Below are 26077 nucleotides of genomic sequence, written 5' to 3' on the forward strand. Positions count from 1 at the left end.
TTATGCTGAAAAACTGCAAATTCTTCTCTAGTCATTATAGCCTTTTATAGTTTCTCCGTGGGACATTCCGCGAAGAGATAGAGAAACCCTATCTATACTATACACGTATTTTTCAGACTCTCAATGCAGTTTTTTCAAAAAATTTATTTCTTTTTACAAAAGCTTGTCTATAACAACAAAGTTGATGTTACTTCACGCACCTAACCGATCTAGCTTCGTCCTTGCCGAAGGCGCTGAGCTTCGCGGCCTTGCTGCTGAAATCGAGGAGCAGGTAGTAGGCGAGGCCGTCAGCGGTTTCGGTGGCGCTCCAGAGGTGGGCATAGCCGCCGATGCCGTCGAATTTTCCGGTGGCATTTTCGCTGCCGCCCAGGCGGTAACCGGCGGGGAGTGTGTTAAAGCCGAAATCGTCCGAGCCGTTGCCTTTCTTGAACCAGCCGCTTGTTGACTTGAGTGCATTGCCTGCGACTTCTGTGCCGCTTGCAATATCCGTACCGCCAGCGCTTGTGATAAGTTGTTCAAAGTCCGCACGGTCAGGTAAGTGCCAGCCTTCGGGACAAACTTTTTGCGCCGCGGCCCAGGTGTAAAGCCGCCCGTACTTGGAACAGTTTCGCTTGTCGCCCTCGGGGCACGCGCTCCCTTCAATTTCGTAATTCAAGTTCTCGGCCATCCAGGTCTGCGGACCGATTTGCACGATGTCGTAGCTTTGACCGTCGCGCGTGTCGGTGAACGACTCGGAGCAGGCGAAAAGCAGGGCGGTCAGAAGAATCGAAATGTATAGAAGGGACTGGCGCATCAGAATTTTCAGAGGTTAAGTGATTCTACCCAATCGATGTCGGGAGTGGCGTGGAGTGTCTGCAATCCGCAAGATGAGGCGGCTGCGATGTTTTCGGCATTGTCGTCAATGAAAATCGTTTCACTCGGGTTCGCGTTCAGTGTGCGAATCGCCGTCCTGAAAATTTCTGGGTCGGGCTTTTGCAAATGGAGCTCCTGACTCAAGAAAATATGGCCGAAGAAATCAGCCTGATTGTTGCCGTTTGCGTTGAACCATTTCTCGCAACAGTATTCCCAGTGCAGTTCGTTTGTGTTGCTCAGGAGCGAAACGGTGAGGCCTTCCCTTTGGCGTAGGCGGCGGAGCGCGTTCAGCTTGCGTTCGGCGATATTGAGGCAGATGGAATTCCACGCCTGTTCAATATCGAGAGGCTTCGTTGTTGAAGAGCATTTGTCTGCAATCTGCTGACAGAATTCCTGCGTGTTCAACAGGCCGAGCTGGTAATCTTCCATCCACTTGTAAACGGAACCTCCTTTTTCGAGTTCTGTGGCAGGAAGCCCTAGGGCCATGAATTGCTCGTATGCATTCTGCATACGGATATCGAGAATGACCCCGCCCAAGTCCAAGATGTAATTTTTGAGCATGTGCGAAAAATAGAAAAACGTATCAGTCACTTCACGCACCTGACGGATAGGGCCGCGCGTTTTGTAAACTCACCCCAGTCACTTGTTTGGAAGTTACCGTTCTGTAATCCGTGCAAAAAGAAATAGAGGGCGCGTTCGGAGTCGTTCCGATAGTCTATTCGTTCCGTAGAGGTCCAGAAGAAGGCTTCCTTGCCGACGCCGCAATAGATGTTTGTTTCATATCCGTAGGAGTGGTTGCAGTCGGATTTTCTCATTTCTTTATTGGCTCTCGCCCCGGCGGGGAGCCCTGCAAAACCGAACCTGTCGATATAATTTATTTCGTATGTTTCGTTCGCAATCCAGCCGTATTTTGCCCTCATGCTTGCACTTGCGCCCTCGTTACCGTTGTGAGAGTCGGCGTAATCGATCATCTCTTTCCATTCTTTTTCGCTGGGGAGGTGCCAGCCTTCGGGGCATATTCCCTGGTGAGTGCCTTTGATTTTATCGTCGTAGGTGGCGTTTAGTTTGTTGTAGGCCGGATCAAGGTTCATCGCGACGGTCCAAGGATAAAGCCTGCCGTAAACGGTGCAGGAATCCGGTTCGTCGTCGTAGCAGTAGGTGGAATCGGCGGCGTAGTTGAGGTTTTGCGCCATCCACCAGCGTCCATTGATATTTACGGTCTTGTAGAGCTGTCCGTCGCGCGAGTCTACGATGGAACCGTATTCTATTTCGGCAGGATCGAAAACGGTTTCGATTTTGGTTTCTACGGGTTTTATCGAAAAGTCGTCTTGGCTGCATCCCCAGGCGACTAGAAGAGTTGCGAAAAGGAGCAGGTTCCTAGTCATGGCTTGCCCTCGTAATAAAGGGTATCTCCGTATGAGTTGATGACAATGACGGCATCACCGTAGTCCTTGATTTTGTAGGTCGGCAACTGCGATTTTAGCAGGCCGTCACGTATCGCGTAGAAACTTTCCGAAATCTTGAGGTAGTGTGCTGCAAAGGAGATGTCCTTGTGCAGGTCAAAACCGCAGCGTTCAAATTCCAGGGTATCCAGGTCCTGTTTTTCACTATTCACGATGGCAAGGGCGCAGGCGCTCGAGAACTCGTCGAGCCGCACCGCATTTACGCAGTAAAATTTTCCGTCGATAGAATCCATGGCGAGGCAGCTTTCGGTCCAGGAGGGGAGCTCTTTGAAAAAGGGTTCTTCCGGTAAAATACCCTTGGACGATGTTTTTTTCTTGCCGACTTTCTGGTCCGTCAGGCTGACCGAATAGTAACTGGTCGAGAGCGTGTTGCTGAACGATTCTCCATCCTCGTAAGCCATAAAATGGTTGCAGTGGATGGTTCCTCTTTCCCAGTGGCTGACCTCGACGGCCATGGTCGTGTCGTCTATCAGGCCCATGTAGTGCCATGCGTAGCCCTTGTCGGTCACCTCGTAGGTGTCGGTGGCGCAGCCGACTAGCGCTATGCAAAGTATTGCGCCTACTGTCATAAAAATGCACCGCAAAGATTCCACCGTTTCCTCCTAGTCCCTGACGCACATCGCCTGGCCCATGGGCATAAGATCCTTGGGGCATTCGATCATTGCTTTTTTGTTGGTGTTAAAAATGAAGCTTGAGATTTCGTAAGTGAAGCAATACTGCGTATCCGCGTCTTTTTCGGTGCTGGACCAGAGCAATACGAGGACTCTTTCAAAGGAGCCGTTTTTGTCCACTTCGTCTATGCCCTCGACGACATTCGTGATGCGGTTCATCTCGTCGCTATCGATGGTGCGTTTCCATTCGTTGATTCCGGAACTTTTCCATTCGGTCGTATCGGGGATGTGGAATCCTGCGGGGCAGTAGGTTTTGGCGCTTTCCCACATGGTAAAGGTATTTTCGTCGTTGTGGACGAACTTGATGGAACCCTTGCATTCGGTGGAATCCCCGCAGATGTCCTTTACGCCTGCCCAGCGGCTCCACTTCTGATAGAAGCTGTCGAAGGATTCGCTCCTGTTTTCGTAGTCGTTCAGGTAAATGGACTTGCTCCCGTACGGGGCGCGGATGTACATCTTGCCGTTGACCATCCTTGCGTCGTAACCGGTGCCGTCAATGGTCGCTCTTTCCAGACGCAACCGTACATAGTCCTTCCATGTCTTGTCGTTCCAGAAAAAGTGCTCGAATTCGTAATGGTTTCCGCTGACGTCGCATTCGTACACGCCTTCTTTCTCGAACGTGCCGTTGGCGAAATTTTTTTGTTCGGACGGTTCCATGTCGCCGATGACGATTCGGGCCCATTCGTAGGATGTTCCGTCGACGCTTTTTACGCAGCCGAACAGGGCGTGCACCGATTCGTCCCATTCGAGCGTGGTCCCAGTTTGCCCCGCCTTGCAGTAACCGATTCGGTTGGCGTTGCGCTCGTAAACTGCTATCTGTTCGGGTTGTGCGGTCGACCAGTGGCTTTTGACAAGCTGTCCCCATTGATTGTATCCGGAGATGCATATAAAGTATTTATCGTCGTACTTCCGGATTTCGGCCTTGTTTTCGGTGGTACAGGAGTCGCCCGCGAGTACAGGCGCTATGACCTGTTTTTTTTGAACGTGGCTCCATTTGGAATTTTCGCAGAAATAGTACTCGCCATCGTATGTGATGTAGGTCGAATCTTCCAGTTCGCCGCATCCGTCCTCGTGGATGACTGGCAGAATCGCTTCGTTGTCGGGGAGAGTTTCCCATTCGCCGTTCTTGCAGATGTAGTAGCTGTCGTATTTGACGACATGTCCGTTGCGGCAGGTATCCTGGTTCAAGATGGGCGGAATCTGCTTGTCGGCAGGAAGCCTTTCCCATCTCCATTGCCAGCCGTTGCGGAAAACGCACCAGTAATAGACGCTGTCGGCATAGGCGACTTCGTTTTCATTTTCCTTGCCGCAGGCGATACCGTAGTAGTCAAAGTAGCTGATACCGTTCCAGTTATTGTTGGCGTCGCAGCGGAAGTAGCTTGACGGCGGCAGCTTGAGCGTATCGCCTGCCGTGCAGGTGTCGTCGGTCACGTAGCCCAGGACGGTAATGCTTTCCCATTTGCCGTTGTGGCACTTGAAATAGCTGCTGTCGTACGCGGCCTTTTCGTTCTCTTTATCTGCGGTACAGTCGCCGTACATGTTATAGAAGTATGCTTCGAACTCTGCCTGTTCCCTGTTGAAGCCTGAAATGGTGTCGGTCCATCTCATCGAGAACCCGTAACCGTCGCACGTGAATATGTGATCGTGATAGGCGCGATACTTGCCCTTGTTGCCGTAACCGCATTCGCCGAACAGGTACTCGATGGCGTCCTTGTCGTTTGCAGGAACCCAGGCCAGAATGCTTTCGGAGCAAGTGTACACGGTGTCGTTCTTCACATAACGATTCGTATTGCCGCTGTGGCAGGGGCCAAATTCAGTGTCGAGTGCATTGAATTTTTTCCAGAACCGGATGGAATCGCTGCGCATGTCGCATACAAGGTAATTCTTGTCTTGTGCGCTGCCTTCCTGATTGATTTGAGCCTGCAGACCGATGCTGTCGCATGCCGGAAGTCCATAGGTGTCTTGCCACAGCGTTGAAAAGTACGAAAGGCTTGTGCTGTCGATCTTTGAAAAATTCCAGTCGCGTGCCAGTAGCGCGTCTGCAATATGGAGGGTGTCGAAGAGGCTTTCGTTAACCTTGTTTTTTTCGATTGTACTTGCTATCGTTTCAAAGGTGGCCGCAAACGACGCATCGGAATCGCCTGTTGATGCCAGAATGTAGGGCATGATTTTCAGGGCCTCGAACTTGACGCTGTCGGCTTCGAAATCGGTGCCTTCTTGCCATTCCATTCCGAACATCCTGAAAATTTCGCGCGAGGCCTTTTTCTTGGCGTTGTTCAGGTAAAAACCGTCTTCTTGCACCAGGTACCTGACGCGCTTGCTTTCGAGGGCGCCGAGCAGATTGATACTTGGCGAGGGGTAGCGCCCAAAGTCGACATATTCCTCGAATGTCAGTTCCTTTGCGTCGGGCGAGTCGCTGCGCGTGCAGGTGAATGTAAGTTTTGCAAAGGTGGTGGGGTAGAAGCTTGAATCCGATGTGAAAGTGTATCTGCCGGAATCGTCCTTGTGGATGCTGGCTTCGTAGATGTCGAATTCGTCGAGCTTCTGGTCAAGCGCTGTAATCGTCAGGGTCTTGGGAACCAGGGGTTTCTCCAGCGAAAAGTTTCCTGACAGGGCGGTGAAAATATCGGATGAATCGTGGTAAGCGATGGCTCTTCTAGAATCGTGGTCCTCGTAATCGGAATAGTCGTAGGTATGGTCATAACAGCCCGCAACAAACAGTGCGGCTAAAATAACCGGTATCGCGGATACCTTATGACTAAAATGCACCATTCGAACCCCTTTTTGATACTCCGCTCATCTCTGCACAACAAAATAATTTATTTCCACTGTTCAAACAACATAAAATTAGAAATAGACGATAAAGAACCTATTTTGAAGGATAATTTGAAGCTCTGTTTAGGGAAGGCTGGGTGTGGAAAAAATTTAATTTATTAAGTTTATTGTCATAACGACTTCTATAAGAAGGGAATATATGGAAAACGAAGGAAATCAGTGGGGAGCGGAATTGAACTGCGCTCGCTCCATGAGCAATAGGGAAATTAAGGAATTCGCCTGGAATGCGATGAGCGGTCGCTGGCTTTACGGCGCCTTGACTTTGATATTGTTCCTGGCAGTCGTTATGGGTTTTTCTGTTCCGCAGTTCTTTATGGAAGAAGGCTCCGCGATCTATCATGCCTGGGAAATCATCTGTACGCCGTTTACATGGGTTTTGTGGATAGGACTTGTCGCTTGCTATTTGGATTTGGCGCTGAAGGCTGAGCCTTCTTATGCACGGCTGTTCCTGGGATACCGCAGCGTGGAATATTTCCTGAAGATTGTGATTACGGAAATGATTCAATACTTTATGCTCATGTTGTGGTTCCTGCTTTTGGTCGTCCCGGGCATCATGAAATCGTATTCCTATACGATGACGGAATTGGTCCTTGTCGAACATCCTGAATATACTCCGCTGCAGGCCATTACCGCGAGCAAGGAAATGATGTACGGGCACCGCTGGGAATTTTTCTGCTTGCAGGCCCGTTTTTGGGCTTGGGGGCTGTTGTGCTGCTTTACCTTCGGCATTGCGGCGCTGTGGCTGTATCCGTACTATATGACCGCCAAGAGCAAGTTCTACCTGGAGTTGAAGTAGAGCGTTATGATCGCTTTTTTATTCGTACTGCTTGCGGCGCTTGCCCTAGTTTATGTCAACCTGAGCACCCTTGCCAAGGGGAAGGCGGGGCGGATTATTGCCCTGTCGGTGCTGGTGCTGCTGTTCTTGTCGATGGCGTTCCGCGATACATGGGCGGGGAGTGTCGCCGTCGCGTTTTTTGCGGTGTGGCTTCCCAATGCGCTATTGTTCTACATTCCCTGGACGCTTTACCGCATCGGTTACTACTTTACGCAGCCGCACCACTTGAGCAGGCATTTTGTCCGGCGTGTGAGTCGGGGGCTTTTGGGCGTTACGGTGGGAATTGCGCTTGCGATGTTCGCTTACGGCGTGCCGCACAACGACGACTACAAGATGATGGACGTGACGGTGGATCTGCCATCTCAATATACGGAAGGGTTCACCGCGATTTTCTTTAGCGACATTCATGTGGATCCGCTTTTCAAGGCGGAAAAGTTGCAGCGTTTTATTGCGCAGGCGGATTCAATCAAGCCGGACTACTTGTTGTTCGGCGGTGACTTGGCCGATGTGTCCATGGAGCAGCTCGATGCCTGGGGTTACGATAGTTTGTTCATGATGCTGACATCGAAGGCGAAGGTCGCGGCGGTGGCCGTCAACGGGAATCACGAATCGATGCAGGAACGCTCGGGTTCCAATCCGAACGAGTGGATGCGCAAGGTGGGTTTCGTGGTGCTGGACGATTCCACGGCGTGTATCGGGAAGGCGTGCTTTACGGGGCGCACCGACTACATGGTCGCGCGCGGCCGCGATGTACTTCGTCGCCCGCTTGCGGAGCTGATTCCGGATTCGCTCCAGTTGACTGAAATTCCGCAGGATTCGATGGCCGCTGTGGCCGCAAATGAAAGCGTTGCCGGGGCCCCGGTAGTTGATTCGCTTGCGGATACGGCTGCAGCTAGGATTGCCTACGATACGACGGTTGTGCGCCGCCCCTGGATTTTGCTGGACCATCAGCCCAAGGGAATCGAGAAGGGGCATGTAGGCAGGCTCCCGGACATGGCGCTTTCGGGACATACGCACGATGGTCAGTTTTTCCCGGTGACTTTCATTATCAATTACGTATGGAAGATCGCTTACGGCAAGGGGGCGCTTGGCGGCGTCTTTTGGCTCGTGAGTTCCGGCTTTGACTGCTGGGGTCCTCCGGTGCGTTTCGGCTCCGATTCAGAATTTTGGATTATCAAGTTCAAGCCGCACGAGAACGTAATGCCGGAATAAGGAAGTATCTTGCTTGGTTATTTCGAGAGCTTGTTGTAGACGGCGATTTGGCGCTCGATGATGCCGTCCCAGGTGAAGCATTCGGCGATGCGCTTACGGGAGCCGGCGAGCAGGTGCTTTACAAGTTCGGGCTCGGCGGCGAGGCGCTTGTAGGCGCTTGCGAGGGTCTCGGGGTCTTTTTCGGGAACGAGGATTCCCGAGACGCCGTCCACGACGACATCGGGGATGCCGCCCACGTTGCTTGCGACGATGGGGAGGCCGAGTTCCATAGCCTCGATGAGTACGACGCCGAGGCCTTCGGTGTCGCCCTTGCTGTCGACGATCGCCGGGAGCGTGAAGACGTTAGCGGTCTTGTATTCGTTCGCGAGCGCTTCGGGCGAAAGTTTGCCGGTGAAGATGATTTCTGCAGGAGGTGCGGCTTCGCTATTTAAGGCATCGTCGGATCTGCATTTACTGGATTCCCTCCCGTTGGTCGAGAATGACGCGACAGGGGCTTCCCCTTTGTGATGACACAATGCGTCTGCTTGCATCTTCAGCTGCTCGGTGAGGTCGCCGACGCCGACGATACGGATTTCGAACTGGTCGCGTGGCAGGTACTTGGCCGCTTCAATCAAATAGCAGATGCCCTTGCGTTCAATATGGCGCCCGACAAAAAGAATCTTGAACTTACCGTTTATCGGGTGCGGCACGGGGCGTTGCGGGGTGTCCCCACCCTGGTGGCCATGCGCACTAAGCGATGGATCGCTAAGTGCTGTCCGCCCGCTAGAGGGGGTAGCGGATGCCGTGGCAGAAGCGAGGGGGAGACTTCCCCCCTCTCTCGTCTCTCGTCTCTCGTCTTTCGTCTCTAAAGTTGTGCCGTACGGACTCCATTCCACATCGACATTGCAGAGGGCCTTGATTTTGCTTGCGGTAAAACTTGAATTTGCGAATACGGCTTGCGCCTGGCCGATGGCGAATTTCAGGAGCGGCTTCACCCATTTTTTCTTGCGGATGAGCAGGAGTTCGGCGCCGTGGAAATTCAGCACCAGCGGGATTCTGAACAACTTTGCGGCACCGAGGGCGATGTAGGCATGCGGGAATGGCCAATGTGCGTGGATGATGTCGGGCCTCCACTTGCGACAGGTCTTGATGCACTTGAAGAACCCGCTGATGATGTAGGGGATGGCGAGCAGTTGCAGCCAGGGCTTGTTCGCCATCTTGCTAGGGGCGCCTTCTTCGTGGGTGAGCATTTCCCAGGCGGCGGGCGCGTAGCGGAAACGGTTCACCTTGATGCCGTCGATTTCGTGGCTTTTCAACCCTTTGTACGCGGGGGCGAGAACCTGGATGTCGAGGCCCGCTTTCTTGAGGTGCGCAAGGGAGGTACGCAGCCAGGGGACTTCGGCGTCTTCGTGAAAACGCGGATAGACGGACCCGATGACAAGAACTTTCTGGACCATTTAGTTTATGCGTAAGGTTCGCCGGCGGCTGCGGGAGTGAATTCCTGCGCAATGGAAGTAATGGCGTTGATGTCCTGCGCGTCGCTTACGCAGGCAGGGTAGACGATGGGCTTGATGACGGCAGAAAGAAGGTTTGCAAGTCCCTTGAAGTCCATGTCATACGCGGTCTGCAGGAGTCTTCCGCGGATGCGGATCCAGCTTTCGATCTTGGAATCGAGCAGCAGCATGCCAAGGCCCGAGCCGTTTTCAAGGAAACCGAGGATGTCGCTTCCGCGGCTGTTCTTGTTGAGTGCGGTGAGGAATATGTCCCAGAACTGGATGCAGGTGTCCCTGTCTCCCAGGATTTTTTCGATGGCCGAGAAGTCGAATTCCAGATAGACGAAGGAGCTCTTGTCCTCGTCGCTGCGGATAATTTCTTCCTGGCACCGTCTTTCAAAGATGTCTTCGGTGTAGATAGAAATGTTAAAGTGGTGCTTTCTAATCAATTTGAAGATTTCTTGCTTCATCGCTGTACAAAATTAGTCTATTTTTTGACTATGCAACGCTTGCTCAAATTGAAAAAAGTGCTCAAGAATAGTGTTTTGGCGTCCTCCGTCGAGAATTTCAAGACAATCCGTGCGTCAATGTCCAAATACCGTCCATTGACCGAGGCCGAGATCCAGATTCTCGAAAGCAACGGTAACCGTTCCGAGTCGTGGGCGAAGGTCATGGTCGAAAACGACTTCGATCCGAACCGCATTATTCGGAGCTCGTTCATGGGCGAGGTCTATCTGCCGCGCTTTTTCGGAACGCTCCTCTTGCCGGGCGACGTGTCTTTCCCGACGGGCATTTACGACAGCCTGGTGCATAACTGCCTCGTAGAAAATGCACTCGTGCACAAGGTGGCCATGCTCAGCAACATTTTGGTGCGCAGCAGCTCGGTGGTGCAGAACGTGGGTTCTATCGTGAGTAGCGGAAAGATTAGCTACATGGTCGGCAACGCGATGCACGTGGGTAACGAGATGGGCGGTCGCAGCGTTCTCGTGTTCCCCGAAATCAATACAGAGCTGGTGGACCTGCAGCTTTTCCACAAGCCGGAGCCCGATGTCGCTGCGGCGTTCGCGGACCAGCTCAAGACGTACCGCGAAGAGACCGCGCTTTCTTTCGGCATTGTCGGGAAGGGTGCGGTTATCTGCAATACGAACATTATTCGTAACAGCTGGATCGGTGCGCACGCGCGTATTGAGGGCGCCGAGAAGATCCGTAACTCGGTGGTGCTTTCGTCGCTCGAGGAACCGAGCCATGTGTACGATTCAGTGATTCTTGAAAATTCGAACGTGCAGATGGGCGTGACGATCCATACGGGCGCGGAGGTGCAGGGTTCTGTGCTGATGAGCCGTACGACGGTTGCCTGCAAGGCGATCGTGAAGTCGTCGATTATCGCTCCGTGTTGCCATATTGAAGAAGGCGAGGTGAACAGTTCGTACATGGGCCCCATGACGCAGATGCATCACCATTCGCTTTTGATTGCGGCGCTCTGGCCCGACGGATGCGGCAACCTGGGTTACGGCGCGAACGTGGGTAGCAACCATACCGGCCGTATGCCCGATCAGGAAGTGATGCCCGGACAGGGAATGTTCTTTGGGCTCGGCGTGAATGTCAAGTTCCCGGCGAATTACCGCGAGTCGCCCTTTACGCTGATTGCTTCGGGACTTACGACGCTCCCGCAGCGCCTCAAGTTCCCGTTCTCGCTGATCAAGCCGGGGGACCCGCAGTTGAACGGCATTGCTCCACGTCTGAATGAAATTGTGCCTGGCTGGAATTATGCGAACAACGCCTATGCGCTCGACCGCAACCTTTACAAGTATTCCATTCGCGGCAAGGGGTTCGTGCCGGCTTCGTTCTACACGATTTTCAGTCACGACACGTTGCGCTATGTATACGACGCCTACCAGCGCCTGCAGGTGACAGAAGTTCGCGATTTCTACACCAAGGAACATATCGACGGGCTTGGTGAGAACTTCCTTCGCGAACGCATGCGCCAGAAGGCGATCAAGATTTACCGCGAGTACCTGGAACGCTATGCGCTGGAACAGGTGATAACCCTGGTGGTGAACGATCCGAATTTGCAGTCGCAACCGGTCAAGGAACTGCGTCGCCTTTCGACCAACGATGCCAACAAGGACGTGATGCGCACGGTGGTGCTTCCCGAGACGTTCGACGAGTTGCTGAAGCGTTACCGCCAGCTTGAAAAGGACTGGTTCGAACGCGTGACGCACGGCCTCGACAAGGACAACGACCGTGGCCGCAAGATTTTCGACGACTACGATGACGCTCATCCCGTGGACAGGGGATTTACCGAATGGGAAAAGAACCGAGTCGAAGATAAGCTGCGCCGTTTGGCGTCTATCGTGAAGACGGCCAAGGCGGAATGATCTCGGCGACTGTGATACTCGTTGCGGCCCTCGTGATCGAGGTGATGGCTCGGCTTGCTTTAGAAATTCGCGAGCGGAGACTTTCGCAGTTGCGCGGCGGTGTATTTGCTGTACTCCGCCTGATTCCGCTGGTGAACGATATCGTGCCGCTGCCGGAGAATCGCAGGGAACCTACCGAGAATGAATTTGTCCGAAAGCACGAGGAAGGTCATTCGGAGTTGCGGCACGGCATCTTGCGGAATTTGGCGAAGGTCGTTTTGCTGTTGCTTGCCGTGTGGCTCTTTGCCTTTCTGCTGGCGAGTCGCGGAATGTCGCTTGTGGAAGCGGTTCTGTGGCTGCACCTGGCGGCAATCCCGTTCCGTACGGTATTCCACTTGTATTGCTGGCATCAGGAATACGAGGCGGACCGTTACGCCTTCGAGAAACTTGGCAAGAAAGTGGCGAAGGCCGCGATGCGCGACCTTGCCGTAAGCGAGATTCCCTATACGAAACTTTTTGCGGTTATTTACCGCGAGCACCCGACCGTTGCGATTCGCAGCCAAAAAATCCTGAACAAGGAAATCAAGGCAGGGCAGGGTCGCGCCGCTTAAGGCACTTCCTGATATGCCGTTAATGCACCTGGATGCGGTGCATCTGTACTCCCTGACGAATCAGGAACGTTCCCGCCTGCTTGAAATGCTGGCGGACCGATGCTGCGATGTTTTCAGCCTGCCAGGAGCCTGCCGGCAGTGTGCCGAGGAAACGCCCTTGCATGTCGAATACCTGCAAAGGTTCGCCGGAACGGAAGGCTTCGTAACGACACGTTCCGGAATCGCGCAGCGCTACCGACGACGAATCTCCCGTGGAATCCTGTTTGCTCGTATCCGGTTCCACGAACGGGTGATCCGGATCGTCTACGATGACCTTGAACGTTACGGAGCCTTTGCAGCCCGAGGCGTTCGTGTGGACCGCCTTGTAGTAGCCGCTCATGGTGCCGTCCATCTTGCCGATATGGATTTCGCGGTTCGTGGAGGTGAAGCCCTTCGGGCCACTCCAAACCCAGCGCCCGCCTTCCCACGGATGCGGGCCAATCGAAAGCGAATCGCCCTTGGAAAGCGAGATTTCGGTCGCGGTGGACCAGCCCTCGTTATTGTTGATTTTCGAATACGGGATGATGGAATCCGGCTTGCATGCGCCACCTTCGGCGCCGTCAATCACCATCGTGGTAATCGTGTTGGACTTCGCCGTCATCGAAAGCGCCTTGCCCGAAACCACGATATCGGATTGCTTGGTGAGGCTGCCCGGCAGTTCGAACCGCACCACCTTCGCGCTCGTGCCAATCTTCACGAATTCACCCAAATCAAATTCATACTTCACGTCGCTAGAACCGCTATTGCGCACGATAAGCACCAGCGCTCCCTCGGGCGTGAGTGCCGCGAGCGTGTTGCCGTTGTCGCTATCGATAATGCGCGAACCCGGACGGATGTAACGGCTGAATGCGGCGTGCATGTAGTAGCGTGCGTTCGGGCTGAATGTCTGCTTGCTGTGGTTCAGCGCGAGGCTCCTCCAGTTTTCGGCCGGGTCGCCAATCTGCCAGTCTACCCAGGCGCTCGCCTTCATGTCGCGCAGGTCTGCCAAAATCACGCCCGCCATCCAGAGTGCAATGTTCTCGTCGCCGCTCTTGTGAAGCGGTCCCGTTTCGGACTGCCATACCTTCTTGTCTTTCGCGAACGCCGCATTGAAAAGTTTGGCGCGGTTGTCGCCTCCGGAATAGCTGTGCGTGTTCACCTGGAACATGTAAGAAAGCGCTTCGCCGCTGTACTTGTTGAACTGGTTTAGGGCATCGCCGATGTTCGTCTCGTCGGCGGCACTCACCGAAGTCTCCGGGAACAGGCCCTTCTTCTGTAGTGCCTTGCCGAGTTCCACAATCATCTTCGTCTGGTTGTTCTTGAATCCGCAACCTTCCTGCCCGCCGTTGGATTTCCACCAGCCAGCACTCGGCTCGTTGAACGGTTCCACCGTGCGGAACGTGATTCCCCATTCCTTCTTGAAGTGCAGCGCCACTTCGGAGAGGTAGTCCGCGAAGTCGTCGAAATAGTCTTCCTTGAGGTTGTCGCTGCCGTCGCTACTGCCCGAAACGCAGCCGCTCTTCGTCATCCACCACGGGGGCGAATTGCTGAACGCCTCGAAAATCGGGTTCTTTACGCGCTTAGAAAGTTCAATCGCAATCGTGCGCTGGTACGGGTCAGCCGTCCAGTCGAAATCGCCCTTCTCGGTAGGCTTGTAGCCAGGAACATTCGCACCGCCGTCGCCCTTCGTGAGGTGATTATGGCTCGGCTGATCACCGCCGCCGATGTTGTAGCGGAAAATTGTGTAGCCCAGACCCGTATCGGGGTCGGCAATCGCACCCAGAAGCTTGCTGCGGTTCGCCTCGCTCCAGGCGCCCGCCTTTACGGCCCACCAGCAGAGGCTTGTGCCCCAGCCCTCGAAAACCTGGTACTTTTTGCCGGGGTCAACAACGACCTTGGTCTGTGCATGCGCAGGGACAAATAAACCTGCTAAACAGAACGCGGCAAGGGTCACGCCCGAGACTTTAAAATCTTTACCAATACCCATCATACCCCTAAATATACCCCCAAAATGACTAAATGTCAAATGTGGACTTTTTGGGGCTTTTTTAAGGCGCGACAGCTTTATAACCCAATAAATTCCGATTTTCCGCAATGATGCAGTCCTTCATTTGCTTGAAAAGACGGATGATGGCCTTGCTTTGCAAAATGGCCAAATCACCCCTAAGAACAGTCATAAGCATATAAATACCTTGTTCAGTGAAGGCGTAGGGGAGCTTTCTTACGCCACCCCAACTTGAAGTCGGAATTTCCGACTTCAAGATTTTTCTTGCAACTGAATCGTTATCGGAAACGGGATTTCTTTCACGAAGTTTTCCGTTTATTTCAGGCGGCCTCTATATCCGCATAATCAAAATGGATACTTAAAAACTCGGACCAATCTGCGAACCCGGTCCTGGCTGAAAATGCCTTTTACTCAATCTCACTTATTCGCATCATCTCCAAAAAGAGAATTATGCTTCCTTATAAACCGCAGAGCCAATCCATACCCTTGCTCGGCAGACTTTTTCATATATTCAAGAGCAGTTCTCTTTTTTTCTTCAGCATCAAAACCTTCTAATACATGAGTTAAATAGTAGTTTGCAACTATATATTGTGCTTCGGGTTTGCCAATTTCAGCATATGCGTCAAAAGTCTCGCTCAATTCATTTTCACACCATGGACAGGAATCGATGTAATTTGCGGTTTCGACCTTCTTTTGGCAGTAATTACAATGAATGCCTTCTTCGTCTTTGTCTAAAGCGGGCACGAGCGATTTACACCTAGGGCACCAGTGCGGATAATCCTCTTCTGCAATGTTTTTTATTTCGTAACCACATTCTTCGCAATAAAATTTCATATTTACAGCCTCCTTTTTTACACTTTATACGGCACCTTTGGTTTTTCTGCTACCATCAACCATTCCTGAGGCTGCGGAATCTTGTATTCATCTTCCAGCAATCTCGTTTGCAGATTGACGGGCGATTTTTCATACCATTTTTCGTCTCGGTCATGAACAAAGCGATAGTCTACTCCAATGGCCGTAAAATGTTTGTACCCGCAGATAATCTTTCTTGCTTCATTAGTGTGAGGCAAAGCATTGATATCTTCAGTACCTTTGGTTTCGCGGACTATTTCGAGTTTCTGATTTGCTCCGTCAGTTCGTAAAATAGCCCAGTCGGGATTGTAATTACCAATAATTTTAGGCAACATAACTTTATACTTCGAAGGAAATTTGAAATAAAGTTTGACATTGCCTGGGGCACCAACTTCATTTAAACGTTTGACAAAATTTCGCTCTACATTGGAATCCACTTGAATTTTATTGTAGATAGATTGTTCTTCATTTGCGTCTTCCAATTCATTGGCTGGGAAACGCTTGTCATTGGGGAACAATACATTCTTATCTTCGTCATCAGATGAAGATGTCGGAGTGTATTCAATATGCTTTGCGATATGGTTTTTTACGACCTCGCTCAAAATTTGGATAAATTGAGCAATGAACGCCTCTGGATTCTTCAAGAATTCCATTTGATGGCTTTGCTTGATTCCCCTGAAAATTTTGAGAATGGTTGCACGAGTTAAAGGAACTTCACTTGACACACGCGCAAGCAAATTGGGCTTCGGCACATCAGGGTATTCAGCATCTCTAGTGCTTACAATCGATGACATTCCTGACTGGAACTCAAACACTTGCGGAACATCTTTTTCTATAGGTTCTTGAAATACAGATAACGAAACAGACTCATTTTCAACATCTATATCTTGAACCTTGATTTTATTCAATATTTCGTCTGCTTTATCTATTGTTTTCCCAATAATAATCGTTTTTTCACTGCGATTATTTTCAAATTTGAGACCGTTTGTATCGCTAATCTCCACTAATAACGTGGCTGAGCCCGTTTTAGAAACCTTTGTAAGCGTGAAGCGATATTGAGTCGTGACATATTGTCCTTTGGTTGTCACAATTTGTGCCGGTTTAAATTCAGCCCGGTTAACTTTACCTATCGCCTCACTTACAAGTTCATCAGTATTAATATGAATATCGTAAGTTGTCTTTTGGTTCATTTTAGACCAAAGAGAATCAAATTCGGGACTATTGTATTTTTTTGTATGCTTGACAGCCACATTCTTGCGATAATTGCCAGCCTCGGGCGATTTGTCGTAACCATCTTTGCGGTATTCATCATACAACGAATTTGCGAATTTTTCAAAACTTTCGCTAGCGACAATGGTAAGCTTGTTTACATCAGGATCTGTTATGCGCGTCCCAGCAAATTCCGGATGCTTTTCAGTTCCTTCTTGCACTGGTAAACGCAACCCTCGTCCGATGGACTGTCGACGAGTTCCTTCGCTCCTAATTTCACGCAAAGAACAAATCTGAAATACATTTGGATTGTCCCAACCTTCTCGCAGAGCGGAATGGGCGAAAATGAAGTGGTGGGGTTCTCGCGTATCCAATAGTTTTTCTTTGTCCTGCATTATTAGCTGGTAGGCCTCTTTCTCGGCATCCTTCTCATCTGCTGCGATTTTCCCATTTTCCCCAATGTCTACTTCGGTTTCTTCGCCAGTTTTTTTATCCTTCTTTTTGGCAAAGTATGCAGTGCGGACATCTTCCGGGTTCATATTCTTGAAATGGCTAGAACCGTGTTTCAAAACTTCAAATTCTTCATCAAAGATCCGTTTGATAATGGGATCGTCGCCATTATAGCTAGAAACTCTGTCAACAAAGAATAAACTCAAAACTTTGGCTTTATAACCGGCTGCTTTCAACAAGCCTTCGCGTTCAATATGAGCCTCAATCGTATTGTGTATCATTTGCCTAAATATCGATTCTCGGTTAAGCGACGCACAACTTGATTCATCAATGCCATAGCGAAATCCGTTAGAAAATTCTACATACGCATTGTCTTCTTTTGCACTAATATTTGTAATGGAAATATCGCCATAAGCATCATTTTTCGTTTTAGTTTTAAGCGATTCATTTACTTTCAATGTTTTTGTTTGCGATTTGAGAGATCCGCCATCATTGCAGTTTACCTGCATATCAACAGACAATGGCCTCTTGTTTATTTGCAGAATTTTGAAATAGTCTTCTTTTTCGGAAGCTGCGGAATCTTCTTCGTTGCCATATACTTCAATTTTCTTGACAAGATTCATCTGCATAGCATCGAACGGCGTCAAATTATAAAGCAAGTTTGGAGCCTTTTCACCATTGGGCCCTTTGGGTGTTGCAGAATATCCGATGCTGAAAAGCGGATGCAAAGTTCGCAAGGCACGGCGGGCGTTATCTGTCTGGTAGTTCTGAACTTCATCAAGAATGAGAATTGGACGAGACTCTTGAATGAATTCAACAGGGAGTTTGCCGCCCATGATTTTGTCGGATTCCTTGTACAAAACATTGGAAACCTTATTGAAGGAATCAATCGTCATGAGCATGATTTGTACAGAATTTGACAAGCCGAAATTTTTACAGTCATTCACATTGCCGTCATATTCGATAATCTGGGCGGGAACGGTTCCCTGCGAAAACAGTTTGTGAAAATGAGCCCATGTCGCCTTGAATGTGGCGATAGCGCCCTCGTAGATGGCAACAGAGGGAACGACAACGATAAATTTGCGAAAACCGTATTTTTCACGAAGGGAATAGATTGTTCGCAAATAAACGTAAGTTTTACCTGTACCCGTTTCCATATTGATGGTAAATTCAGGATAGGAGTAGAAATCGAATTCGCCAGTGAGGGTGTCGCCGGTATTGGGCGAGTTTAATTCAGTCTGGATTTCAATCCCGTTTCGTTGCTGAATTTGAGCAAGATTTTCGGCAAGCCAATACTCTTCAAGAACTTCATCAGTGTTTGAGACCACATCGGCAGACGAAATGCTTTCGAAACTCAAGTCGTCATCGGTACGGGAAAGGCCATCAAACAAATCAACAACGGCATTTACCGCTTTGATTTGGTATTCCTGATTTTCATCAAACTTGATTTTTACCTTGCTCATATCGTTTCAACCCTACCTTTGTCCGAAAGTTGGGCATAAAGTTCATCACTGATGGCGGAATTCAAGCAAACGAATTTATCGTTTTCTTCAAAACTGATGTTTTTGACAGTTTCGGATTTGATTTCGTTATCTAAGCATACATGAAGAACGATGGGGCGGGCTTCATCTGTAATGCGATAAACGGTGTTGTTCGCAAGGGACGAAGTCTTTTCGATGCGTGAATCGAGCGCAAAACCCTGACGAAGCATAATCTCAGTAAGGAGCTTTTGAATGTCGTTTGAATTATTCAGATCAAATCCATCGCGAAGCGGCATCACCTGTTTTTCCATTGCGTCAAGAGCTTTAAGGAGAGATTGCTGGTCAGAACCAGTTGTAGGCTTGTATGCTTCGATGTTGGATTGAGCAAGGCGATAAACCTTGAAGCCGATATCCAACTTGCCCTTTAATTCGGGATGTTCTTCGAGAATCTTTTTGCCCGCACGGCGGATTCGTTCCTTGCCTATTTCGCAGATAGTGTGAGGCTTGTGAATGGAATCGAGAAATTCAATGGCCGTTTTACCAGAATCTTCCTTTTTGTCAAGTGTTACAGGCAATTGTACCATAATAAATTTTCGATTGCCAGAATCTTCTGCATTAAGTTGCATTACAGAATGAGCTGTTGTTGCCGAGCCAGAGAAAAAATCAAGAATTATAGCATCTTTATTGAAATGTGTAATTATGTTTGCAATATATTTTAGCAAAGATACTGGTTTGGGAAAATCAAACAAACCACCCATATTTATTTTTTCTAATTCTTTCGAAGCCGACTCATTGGTTCCGATATTCTCCGACTTATCAAATTCAAGATTTAACATATTGTTAGGCCGTTTAAAATTCCCTTCATCAAAGGGTCTTTGAAAACGAATAGACATTTTATTTGTCTTAATGATAAAATAGCACCCTTTATTAATTTCATCATCAAGAGTCTCTTGCGTCCATTTAAAAGATCCTCTTAAATGAATGTCATTTGTATTTTTACCATTTTCAACAATAATTTCATCCAATACATCAATTTTATCGTAAGAACCTGCGCTTATTTCGCCCTTTTCCAAATAAGTAAAACATATCGTTCGAGCAGGAAATAACAATGTCTTAGGAGTATTTCCTGTATTTAAAAGAGGAACATCTCCATTGTCTAGAAGAGATCCAAAAAAATTATTTGAATCGTTTTTTTCGTAACATAAAACATATTCAACAGTTTTTCTGCATTTATGTGATAGAGCTGGAGGTGTGGATGTCTTTGTCCATAGAAATTGGGCTGCAAAATTCTCTTCCCCAAATATTTCGTCACACAGCAACTTCAAATTAGCCTGTTCATTATCATCAATGCTAATGAATATCACACCGTCATTCGTCAGCAATTCTCTTGCCAACTGCAATCGCGGCAGCATCATATCCAACCACTTACGGTGATAGGCTCCGCTGCTTTTGGGATTGGCAACAAGCGAAACACCTTTTTCATCCACCTGTCCCGTAAATTTCAGATAGTCTTCTATGGGTTCTGCAAAATGATCGGGATAGATAAAATCCTTACCGGTGTTGTAAGGTGGATCGATGTAAATCATCTTGACGCGACCGCCGTAGCTCTTTTTCAAGCAGCGCAATACTTCAAGGTTATCGCCTTCGATGTAAATATTGCTGGTTTTATCTTCGTTTACACCATCGCCAATAACGGGTTCAAGAGTTCCTTCAGCTTCTTTGCGTGCGAGTTTTTTGGCATCTCGTTTGCCCGGCCAATAGAGGTTATAGCCGACTTCGCCTTCGTCAAAAGATTCTTCATCAAATAAATCCTTCAACGCTTCCAAATTCAACTTATTGTCCCGAATAAGTTCAGGATAAAGCTGTTTGAGTGTTTCAAAGCGCTCGTCTTTGGGGGATGTTGCATCCATAAATGAATTACGTTCCATTAGAGTTTTCCTCTTAGTTTTCGTTTAAATTTCCTTCAATGAATTCGTCGTTTTCTTCGGCGGTATTCACCATATACTTGAGCATGCTATTCTTCGTCGCATTGCGGGATTTTTTCAAATATTCCACATACGAAGAACAGGAATAGCGAACATCGCAGTTGCGGCAAACATGAGTTGCAAAGTTGGATTTCATACCAAGCATTTTGCTTTCAAGTCTTTTTACGTCTGGCGGGGCGAATTCTGAATTCTCTATTCGTTCAACAGTCTCGCCAAAGTTTTCAATCATATCGGCAACTTCGTCTTCGTCATAGCCAAAGGGTATAACCGGTTCCCACTTATCAAATTCAGCTTGAATTTTCTCTTCAGCACCGTTTTCAATCGCGGCTCTCAAACTATTTGGCAACGGTGTGGCAATAATTGCCGTATTGTCCAAATCATTCTTTTGCAGCCCTTTCCAAATGTATGCGTAAACATTAAGCTGTTCTTTATATTTTTCTGGTTCAGCCTTGATACGGTCCGGGTCATGCGTCTTTAAGTCGTAAAGCCAGGTTTCGTCCCCTTCACGCACAATATCAACAACACCTTCAATTGTATAGGGGATCTTGTCATTAGGTGTTTTCTGTTCGGGAAGAGATAACTTGACTTCGGCGCGGGTTATCTGCTCAATAATTTTCTTATTCTTGCGATAATAATAAAGGACTTGATCAAACGCCAATTTTTTCAGGTATTCGTTAATGGAGTGCCCAGCTTCTTCGCATAAAAAGCGGAAATTATCCTCGAACATTTCGACGAGTTGACTTTCAAATTCAGACTGTTTCATTTAATGGTCCTCCATCACGAAGTTTTGTAAATCTTCTACGGTTTGGTGAACTAGAGAACCAAAAAACATTGTCTGGCTACGGCTCGGGACAAAACCGTATTTATGGAATACCATATAATTTCGTGGGCAGTTATTGTATGGCAGATAATCGGCCGTATAGGTATAAACACGCGGAAGTCTGTCCGAATTATCTTCTGATTCAGGGAGTGTTTTTACATCTAGTTTTTTTACTGATTCAAAATCATTTTGTTCAATCAAAGCCCTAAACGGATTATACGTCGTTTGTCCTTGCCCCTTGAATTGCGACAGAACTAGCAAATTCTTCGCCCTTGATAATGCCACATAGAACATACGCATAGTATCGTATGTATCCATAGAATCAAGGGGTTCGCATACAGTTGGCAAAATTTCCATTTTTTGTTGCATGCTACGAACTAAAACATCTAGAGCCCTAGCATCCTTACTTCTATGCGAAACTGACCCCAAAACAACCACAGGAAATTCCAATCCCTTTGATTGGTGAACCGTCAAAAACGGCACGCATCCTTTCGGGAACGGGTCTTCGGAGTCTTCATATTCCGTTTCATTCAGGCGGAATAGCGAATACATATATGAGCCAAAGAAGATTTTACGAACTAAATCCTTGGCAAATGTCGCTCCAGAAAGAATTGGATTTGCTGTTTCATGGTATTGCGCAATGTATTTTGTTATCATCCCAAGGTTGTAAAGTCCAGAATCTTCACCGCCTTTTTCCGCCACCTCATATTTTTGTGAGAAATATTCAAAGCTATTGAGCTTGTAGAACAAGTCCAGCAGCGTCCAGTCCATTGCAGTTACACGAGAAAGAGCATAGGAAACATGTAAAGGCTTGCCTTCATTTGCTCGACGAGCAGTAAAAGCGAGCATTCCCTTGTTCACCAAAGTTCTTCGGACAGAATCGTCTATCCTTGGTGTTTGAGAGAGTTTTTTAAGCAGAGGAATCGTCAAATCATCATCCAAACCGATTCCGTCCCTTTCACAATAATCGCTGAGATATTTGTAGTTCTGTTTGCTCTCCTTGATAGATTGTTGTGTATCATCGATGAATTTTGCGAGAGATTTATCTTGTTCAATAATTTCATCGGCAGAATCAATCGCCATTTCTGCCCAGTTAGAGAAATCCGCCATTCCTCCATAAGTGATACCAGATGGAGAGTAACCGAATATTTTTGCAAACAGACCGAATGTGATTAGAGATTCCTCAGTATACAAGAAATTTTTTGCACGAGGTGCATAATATTTGATTCCTGCTTCCTCCAAGGCATCTGCAAAAGCTTGAACTTTAGGCGACATTTTACCGCTGGCATTGCCGCGAATTGTTGGAAATAAGATTGCACACTGATTGTAATCTTTGATTTTGCCTGTTTGCTTGAGTTTCTTTATTAGAGAAGCTATGTTTTCTGCAACGGTTTGCTTGTCGCCCGCTTCCAACACAACCGATGTGTTTGCATCTTTGCTATTAGCTTGAATATCCTTGTTCTGTATTCTGAAAAATTCAGAAGGCTTGGATGGATTTTTCCACGAGACCAAATCAATAAACTGCGTATAGGTGTCAACAATTTGCTTGCGAGATCGATAATTGATGTTCAGATCTATTCGCTTGGGCCTTACTCCAATCTCTTTTTTACATATGTTTTCAAAGTCAACTAGGTTTTCTACAGTCGCACCACGAAAGCGATAGAGAGCCTGGTCATCATCGCCAACAACACAGATATTTTTCGTTCCTTCCGCAAGTTTTAGATAGATCTTTTGCTGAATAGTGTTTGTATCTTGATATTCGTCAACAATAACGTGCTTGAATACCGAACCGGCATCCTTCTTCTGACAAATGTATTCGTAGGCACGCTGTTGCAAAGATGAAAAATCAACCCTATCAAAGCCCTTTTCGGAAAGCAGTTGCCTATAAAGAATCGTCATCTTGAAAAGCTTTGAAATGGTTCTATCTCTTAACTTCAAGGAAAGTTCTTCTTCGCCAAAGTTTTCTTCGCTCATACGATTGAAGAAGGATATACAGTTGGAGATAGCATCTGTACGAGAAGGCGATGCCTTTCCAAACCAGCCATTAATTTCTTTATATACGTCAGTTGGCTTTTCGGTGTCAAAGCCAGATTCCGATAAAAGGTTGTTGAAATGTTCTCTTACAAAAAGGAACTGCCCCAAATCGTCCATAATGAGTGGACGACGACTACGCAAGCCATGTTCTCTAAAACGACGGTCGGTCAAAAGTTTTTGGCAAAGCGAATGTAGTGTGCCAACATACATCTCCGCAATGTCATAAGGCTTGCGAGTGAAAGTACTCGCGATAGAAAGTAATCCCTGTAGGCCCTGTTTAAGTTGCAAGGCCGCCTTTTCGGTAAAAGTTGCTAAAAAGATCTCTTCCGGAGGAATATTTTCAAAAACAATGAGATTTACGCAACGCCAAAGCAAAACGCGAGTCTTGCCAGAACCAGGCCCTGCTGTCAGCAAAAGAGGCCCACTGGTATTTTCAATGGCCAGTTTTTGGTTAGAATTGGGAGTAAAACCCTTTTCGGCAAAAAGGGAATCTAACGAAACAACATCTCTTCCAAATACAGTCTTCACCGTATCGCTCCATCTAAAAATCACCGCATATGGAGCAAAAGACAGTCGAGAGTTTCAGCTGGGCATATAAAAAAGGCGTGGCATCGCTGAAGCGCATACTGTACTTCGAGGTTCGCCAAAACCTTTACAACCAATAAACGCAAACGACCCACGCCCCAATCGGGACGTGAGCAGTTCACCCTATTCTCGTTGTATTTGAAATTTGGCGATTTCGAAGTAGAGACTAGAGCAAATACTCAATAAAACGGGCGCCCAAGGCGTTGGCCAAGGGCTATGTCAATGAGAAATATATCTTAAATTTGCGACAAATATATCCGCATTCCCATTTTTTTGAAAAAAAAATCATTTTTCTCTTGACTCCACTCCAAAACACTGCGTGTTTGAGCAGTATTTTTGCTTGTAACGCAAAGAAGCTGATGATGAAAGATATAGAGCATGCCGCCTTAAATCCGTGAAGTCGTAAATTGCGACTTCACGGGAAACAGGGTTCTTTGCCAAGCAAAATGTTCTATTTCAACCCACGCAGGATTTCTTTTTGCTCCTGCGTGATGCGGTAACTTTCGCAGGCTTTCTGGATGGATTTCGCGTGAATCCAGGGCGAAAGTTTGCGGCCCTTGATGTAGGGGAATGCGGCATCCCATTGCTTGGCGAGTGCGGTTGCCATGTACCAGGCGATGACCATCTGCACGTAGTAGCGGTCGGTGGGGCGGGCGGCGTTGAGCGAAGACCGTACGGATTTCACCGGCGCCTGCGCAGCCCCAGTCGAATCGTCATCGAAAAGGTTTTCGTCGATAGCCGCGACCCACTTCAAAAACTTCTTGTCGAACCGTTCATCCAGGAAAAAGTTCATGAGCATGTTCACGCCGAAGCGAACCGTGTAAGCGTGCTTTGACTTGAGCCATTTTTCGATGCACGACACGAACCGCTTTTCGTCCTTGAGCAATGCCTTCGGGGCTTTTCCGTCGCATACGGCCCAGTTGTCAATATAAGGGAGAAACTGCTCGATACGGTGCAGGCATTCGTCAAACTTCTTGATGCGTTCTACCGCAAAAAGGTGCACCTGGTTTTCTTCGAAATACTTGTGCGGGAGTTTGTCTAAAAATTTAGAGTCGGCAAACTCCTTCGCGATTTTTCGCATGGTAGGCACGCGCACGCCGATAATCGTTTTCTTGTCGATGTTCGGCAACAGCGACGCGTGAAAGTCGCGGTACTTTAGGTCCTGTTCGGCTAGGAGGCGCTTGACAAGTTCGGCATGGGTCATAGAACTAAAGATAAAAAACTCTTTAAAGCCTATTCCTTCATCAGGCACTTGAGTTTCGGCGAGTACAGCTTGTAGAAATCTCTGCCGTGTTCCTTGACAAAGTAGAGCGCCTTGTCGGCGGCACGGTAGAGTTCCTCGAAGTCCTTTCCGTATTGCGGGAATTGTGCGATCCCGATGGAAAGCGAGACGTGTCCTCCAAGGGGGTCGCCCTTGAAAAGGTGTCGTGCCTTGTCCGAAATCTTGGCCGCGATGCGGAGGAGCGTATCGGCATTCTTGATGTCGCGCAGGAACACCATGAACTCGTCGCCACCCACGCGGCCCGAGATGTCCATGCCCTTGAAGGAGTTGTGGATGATTTCGCCGATTGCCATGAGTACGCGGTCGCCCGCGATGTGTCCGAAGGTGTCGTTCACGTACTTGAACTTGTCGACGTCTATCATGAGTAGCGCACCGTTTCCGCCGTTGTCCCCGATTTGCTTGAGGACCTGCGTAATCATGTCCTCGGTCGTCTGTTTGTTGAAAAGTCCCGTCAGCTGGTCGATCTTTGAGCGCCTTTCGAGTTCGAGCTTTAGCCGCTGCATTTCGGTGATGTTGTTGATGATGGCGACGATGCCGTTCACTTTTCCGTTTTCGTCAAAGGTCGGTCGCTTGATTAGTTCCAGGTATTCGTTGCCGTCCTCGCCTTTTTCCTCGATGATGTAGTTGGTCCCCTTTCCTGTCCGCATCATTTCTATATCGGATTCCATCGCCTTCCTGGCGTTTTCCGTGTCCGAGCGGATTTCCATATCCGTCTTTCCGCGGATGGTCCAGTTGGGATCGTTTTCGGTGTGCAGGTGATGCCAGTAGTGCGTCGCGAAGACGTACTTTCCTTCGGCATCTTTCAGGTAGATGTTCGACGGCAGTTCCTTGAGAATTCGCTCGACTTCCGAGAAGGTCGCCGAGTCCTTGCTCCTCACGGCGTTCTTGATGCGGAGTGTAATCAGCTCCTTTTTGAAGGGCGGTTCGAAGTACTCGTTTGCACCTGCTTCGAGACATTGGCTGTATATCTGGGAATCGGCGGTGCCCGATACGGCTGATTATTCCGGGGTATGTTGAGCCACGAGTCCGGTGTCAGAGAGCCAGGGTT

General features: G+C 48.6%; 19 protein-coding genes and 1 pseudogene. 4 read left to right on the forward strand and 16 right to left on the reverse strand.

What is annotated here, in order from left to right:
* Positions 1 to 187: 187 nt before the first annotated feature.
* From Q0P86_RS12795 to Q0P86_RS12815, 5 genes are read right to left on the reverse strand one after another with little or no spacing between them, the layout of a single operon-like run.
* Complete coding sequence (locus Q0P86_RS12795; RefSeq protein WP_295039938.1) at positions 188 to 793, reverse strand: fibrobacter succinogenes major paralogous domain-containing protein; 606 nt, start codon at positions 791 to 793, stop codon at positions 188 to 190.
* A gap of 8 nt (positions 794 to 801) precedes the next feature.
* Entirely contained in the window at positions 802 to 1413 is a 612-nt protein-coding gene (locus Q0P86_RS12800; RefSeq protein WP_295039940.1) for an HAD family phosphatase, read from the reverse strand.
* 26 nt (positions 1414 to 1439) lie between these two features.
* A complete protein-coding gene (locus Q0P86_RS12805) occupies positions 1440 to 2237 on the reverse strand; it encodes an FISUMP domain-containing protein (RefSeq protein ID WP_295039942.1) in 798 nt (265 codons plus the stop codon).
* The gene (locus tag Q0P86_RS12810; protein ID WP_295039944.1) at positions 2234 to 2884 is read right to left on the reverse strand and encodes a hypothetical protein; all 651 of its coding nucleotides are present in this window, start codon (positions 2882 to 2884) and stop codon (positions 2234 to 2236) included. The genes Q0P86_RS12805 and Q0P86_RS12810 overlap by 4 nt, the downstream gene beginning before the upstream one ends.
* A 33-nt stretch (positions 2885 to 2917) precedes the next feature.
* Positions 2918 to 5758: a hypothetical protein gene (locus Q0P86_RS12815; RefSeq protein WP_295039946.1), complete on the reverse strand. Its 2841-nt coding sequence runs from the start codon at positions 5756 to 5758 to the stop codon at positions 2918 to 2920.
* 202 nt (positions 5759 to 5960) lie between these two features.
* Here Q0P86_RS12815 and Q0P86_RS12820 point away from each other — a divergent pair, with 202 nt between their 5' ends.
* The gene (locus Q0P86_RS12820; RefSeq protein WP_295039947.1) at positions 5961 to 6617 is read left to right on the forward strand and encodes a DUF975 family protein; all 657 of its coding nucleotides are present in this window, start codon (positions 5961 to 5963) and stop codon (positions 6615 to 6617) included.
* A 6-nt stretch (positions 6618 to 6623) separates the two neighbouring features.
* Positions 6624 to 7868 (forward strand): metallophosphoesterase, encoded by a 1245-nt coding sequence (locus Q0P86_RS12825; protein ID WP_295039949.1) that lies wholly within the window; start codon positions 6624 to 6626, stop codon positions 7866 to 7868.
* A 17-nt stretch (positions 7869 to 7885) separates the two neighbouring features.
* On the opposite strand, the gene Q0P86_RS12830 is transcribed toward Q0P86_RS12825, so the two are convergent.
* Together Q0P86_RS12830 and Q0P86_RS12835 are read right to left on the reverse strand one after the other, a co-directional pair.
* Complete coding sequence (locus tag Q0P86_RS12830; RefSeq protein ID WP_295039951.1) at positions 7886 to 9304, reverse strand: glycosyltransferase; 1419 nt, start codon at positions 9302 to 9304, stop codon at positions 7886 to 7888.
* 5 nt (positions 9305 to 9309) lie between these two features.
* Complete coding sequence (locus tag Q0P86_RS12835; protein WP_295039953.1) at positions 9310 to 9810, reverse strand: hypothetical protein; 501 nt, start codon at positions 9808 to 9810, stop codon at positions 9310 to 9312.
* A 30-nt stretch (positions 9811 to 9840) separates the two neighbouring features.
* Between Q0P86_RS12835 and Q0P86_RS12840 the strand changes: the two genes are divergently transcribed.
* The gene (locus Q0P86_RS12840; protein WP_295039955.1) at positions 9841 to 11718 is read left to right on the forward strand and encodes a DUF4954 family protein; all 1878 of its coding nucleotides are present in this window, start codon (positions 9841 to 9843) and stop codon (positions 11716 to 11718) included.
* Complete coding sequence (locus Q0P86_RS12845; protein WP_290994493.1) at positions 11715 to 12308, forward strand: M48 family metalloprotease; 594 nt, start codon at positions 11715 to 11717, stop codon at positions 12306 to 12308. Before Q0P86_RS12840 ends, Q0P86_RS12845 begins: the two co-directional genes overlap by 4 nt.
* A 19-nt stretch (positions 12309 to 12327) precedes the next feature.
* Here the strand turns inward: Q0P86_RS12845 and Q0P86_RS12850 are convergent, their stop codons facing one another.
* The 9 genes and pseudogenes from Q0P86_RS12850 to Q0P86_RS12890 form a co-directional block, all read right to left on the reverse strand.
* Positions 12328 to 14316 carry a glycoside hydrolase gene (locus tag Q0P86_RS12850; RefSeq protein WP_295039958.1) on the reverse strand — a complete coding sequence of 663 codons (1989 nt, stop codon included), beginning with the start codon at positions 14314 to 14316 and terminating at the stop codon, positions 12328 to 12330.
* Positions 14317 to 14395: 79 nt separating this feature from the next.
* Positions 14396 to 14587: pseudogene (locus Q0P86_RS12855) on the reverse strand (ORF6N domain-containing protein); the annotation flags it as partial.
* 161 nt (positions 14588 to 14748) lie between these two features.
* Complete coding sequence (locus Q0P86_RS12860) at positions 14749 to 15165, reverse strand: hypothetical protein (protein ID WP_294985529.1); 417 nt, start codon at positions 15163 to 15165, stop codon at positions 14749 to 14751.
* A gap of 17 nt (positions 15166 to 15182) precedes the next feature.
* Positions 15183 to 18305, reverse strand: coding sequence for a DEAD/DEAH box helicase family protein (locus tag Q0P86_RS12865; protein ID WP_295039962.1), 3123 nt, complete (start codon positions 18303 to 18305; stop codon positions 15183 to 15185).
* Positions 18302 to 20251: a site-specific DNA-methyltransferase gene (locus Q0P86_RS12870; protein WP_295039964.1), complete on the reverse strand. Its 1950-nt coding sequence runs from the start codon at positions 20249 to 20251 to the stop codon at positions 18302 to 18304. The genes Q0P86_RS12865 and Q0P86_RS12870 overlap by 4 nt, the downstream gene beginning before the upstream one ends.
* Positions 20252 to 20264: 13 nt before the next feature.
* The gene (locus Q0P86_RS12875; protein WP_295039966.1) at positions 20265 to 21071 is read right to left on the reverse strand and encodes a PD-(D/E)XK nuclease family protein; all 807 of its coding nucleotides are present in this window, start codon (positions 21069 to 21071) and stop codon (positions 20265 to 20267) included.
* On the reverse strand, positions 21072 to 23690 hold the full coding sequence (locus Q0P86_RS12880; RefSeq protein ID WP_295039969.1) for an ATP-dependent helicase: 2619 nt from the start codon (positions 23688 to 23690) through the stop codon (positions 21072 to 21074).
* 508 nt (positions 23691 to 24198) lie between these two features.
* On the reverse strand, positions 24199 to 24951 hold the full coding sequence (locus Q0P86_RS12885; RefSeq protein ID WP_295039971.1) for a DNA alkylation repair protein: 753 nt from the start codon (positions 24949 to 24951) through the stop codon (positions 24199 to 24201).
* 29 nt (positions 24952 to 24980) lie between these two features.
* Entirely contained in the window at positions 24981 to 25907 is a 927-nt protein-coding gene (locus tag Q0P86_RS12890; protein WP_295039973.1) for a sensor domain-containing diguanylate cyclase, read from the reverse strand.
* Positions 25908 to 26077: the final 170 nt, after the last annotated feature.

The sequence above is a fragment of the uncultured Fibrobacter sp. genome (assembly GCF_946062555.1).
Taxonomy (GTDB): Bacteria; Fibrobacterota; Fibrobacteria; order Fibrobacterales; family Fibrobacteraceae; genus Fibrobacter.

What these genes read in the sequence shown, in the direction of transcription:
- Q0P86_RS12885 (WP_295039971.1), bottom strand. Translation starts at nt 24,951, where the DNA reads ATGACCCATGCCGAACTTGTCAAGCGCCTCCTAGCCGAACAGGACCTA.
- Q0P86_RS12830 (WP_295039951.1), bottom strand. Translation starts at nt 9,304, where the DNA reads ATGGTCCAGAAAGTTCTTGTCATCGGGTCCGTCTATCCGCGTTTTCAC.
- Q0P86_RS12835 (WP_295039953.1), bottom strand. Translation starts at nt 9,810, where the DNA reads ATGAAGCAAGAAATCTTCAAATTGATTAGAAAGCACCACTTTAACATT.
- Q0P86_RS12840 (WP_295039955.1), top strand. Translation starts at nt 9,841, where the DNA reads ATGCAACGCTTGCTCAAATTGAAAAAAGTGCTCAAGAATAGTGTTTTG.
- Q0P86_RS12825 (WP_295039949.1), top strand. Translation starts at nt 6,624, where the DNA reads ATGATCGCTTTTTTATTCGTACTGCTTGCGGCGCTTGCCCTAGTTTAT.
- Q0P86_RS12875 (WP_295039966.1), bottom strand. Translation starts at nt 21,071, where the DNA reads ATGAAACAGTCTGAATTTGAAAGTCAACTCGTCGAAATGTTCGAGGAT.
- Q0P86_RS12810 (WP_295039944.1), bottom strand. Translation starts at nt 2,884, where the DNA reads ATGACAGTAGGCGCAATACTTTGCATAGCGCTAGTCGGCTGCGCCACC.
- Q0P86_RS12860 (WP_294985529.1), bottom strand. Translation starts at nt 15,165, where the DNA reads ATGAAATTTTATTGCGAAGAATGTGGTTACGAAATAAAAAACATTGCA.
- Q0P86_RS12820 (WP_295039947.1), top strand. Translation starts at nt 5,961, where the DNA reads ATGGAAAACGAAGGAAATCAGTGGGGAGCGGAATTGAACTGCGCTCGC.
- Q0P86_RS12870 (WP_295039964.1), bottom strand. Translation starts at nt 20,251, where the DNA reads ATGGAACGTAATTCATTTATGGATGCAACATCCCCCAAAGACGAGCGC.
- Q0P86_RS12805 (WP_295039942.1), bottom strand. Translation starts at nt 2,237, where the DNA reads ATGACTAGGAACCTGCTCCTTTTCGCAACTCTTCTAGTCGCCTGGGGA.
- Q0P86_RS12795 (WP_295039938.1), bottom strand. Translation starts at nt 793, where the DNA reads ATGCGCCAGTCCCTTCTATACATTTCGATTCTTCTGACCGCCCTGCTT.
- Q0P86_RS12865 (WP_295039962.1), bottom strand. Translation starts at nt 18,305, where the DNA reads ATGAGCAAGGTAAAAATCAAGTTTGATGAAAATCAGGAATACCAAATC.
- Q0P86_RS12850 (WP_295039958.1), bottom strand. Translation starts at nt 14,316, where the DNA reads ATGATGGGTATTGGTAAAGATTTTAAAGTCTCGGGCGTGACCCTTGCC.
- Q0P86_RS12815 (WP_295039946.1), bottom strand. Translation starts at nt 5,758, where the DNA reads ATGGTGCATTTTAGTCATAAGGTATCCGCGATACCGGTTATTTTAGCC.
- Q0P86_RS12845 (WP_290994493.1), top strand. Translation starts at nt 11,715, where the DNA reads ATGATCTCGGCGACTGTGATACTCGTTGCGGCCCTCGTGATCGAGGTG.
- Q0P86_RS12800 (WP_295039940.1), bottom strand. Translation starts at nt 1,413, where the DNA reads ATGCTCAAAAATTACATCTTGGACTTGGGCGGGGTCATTCTCGATATC.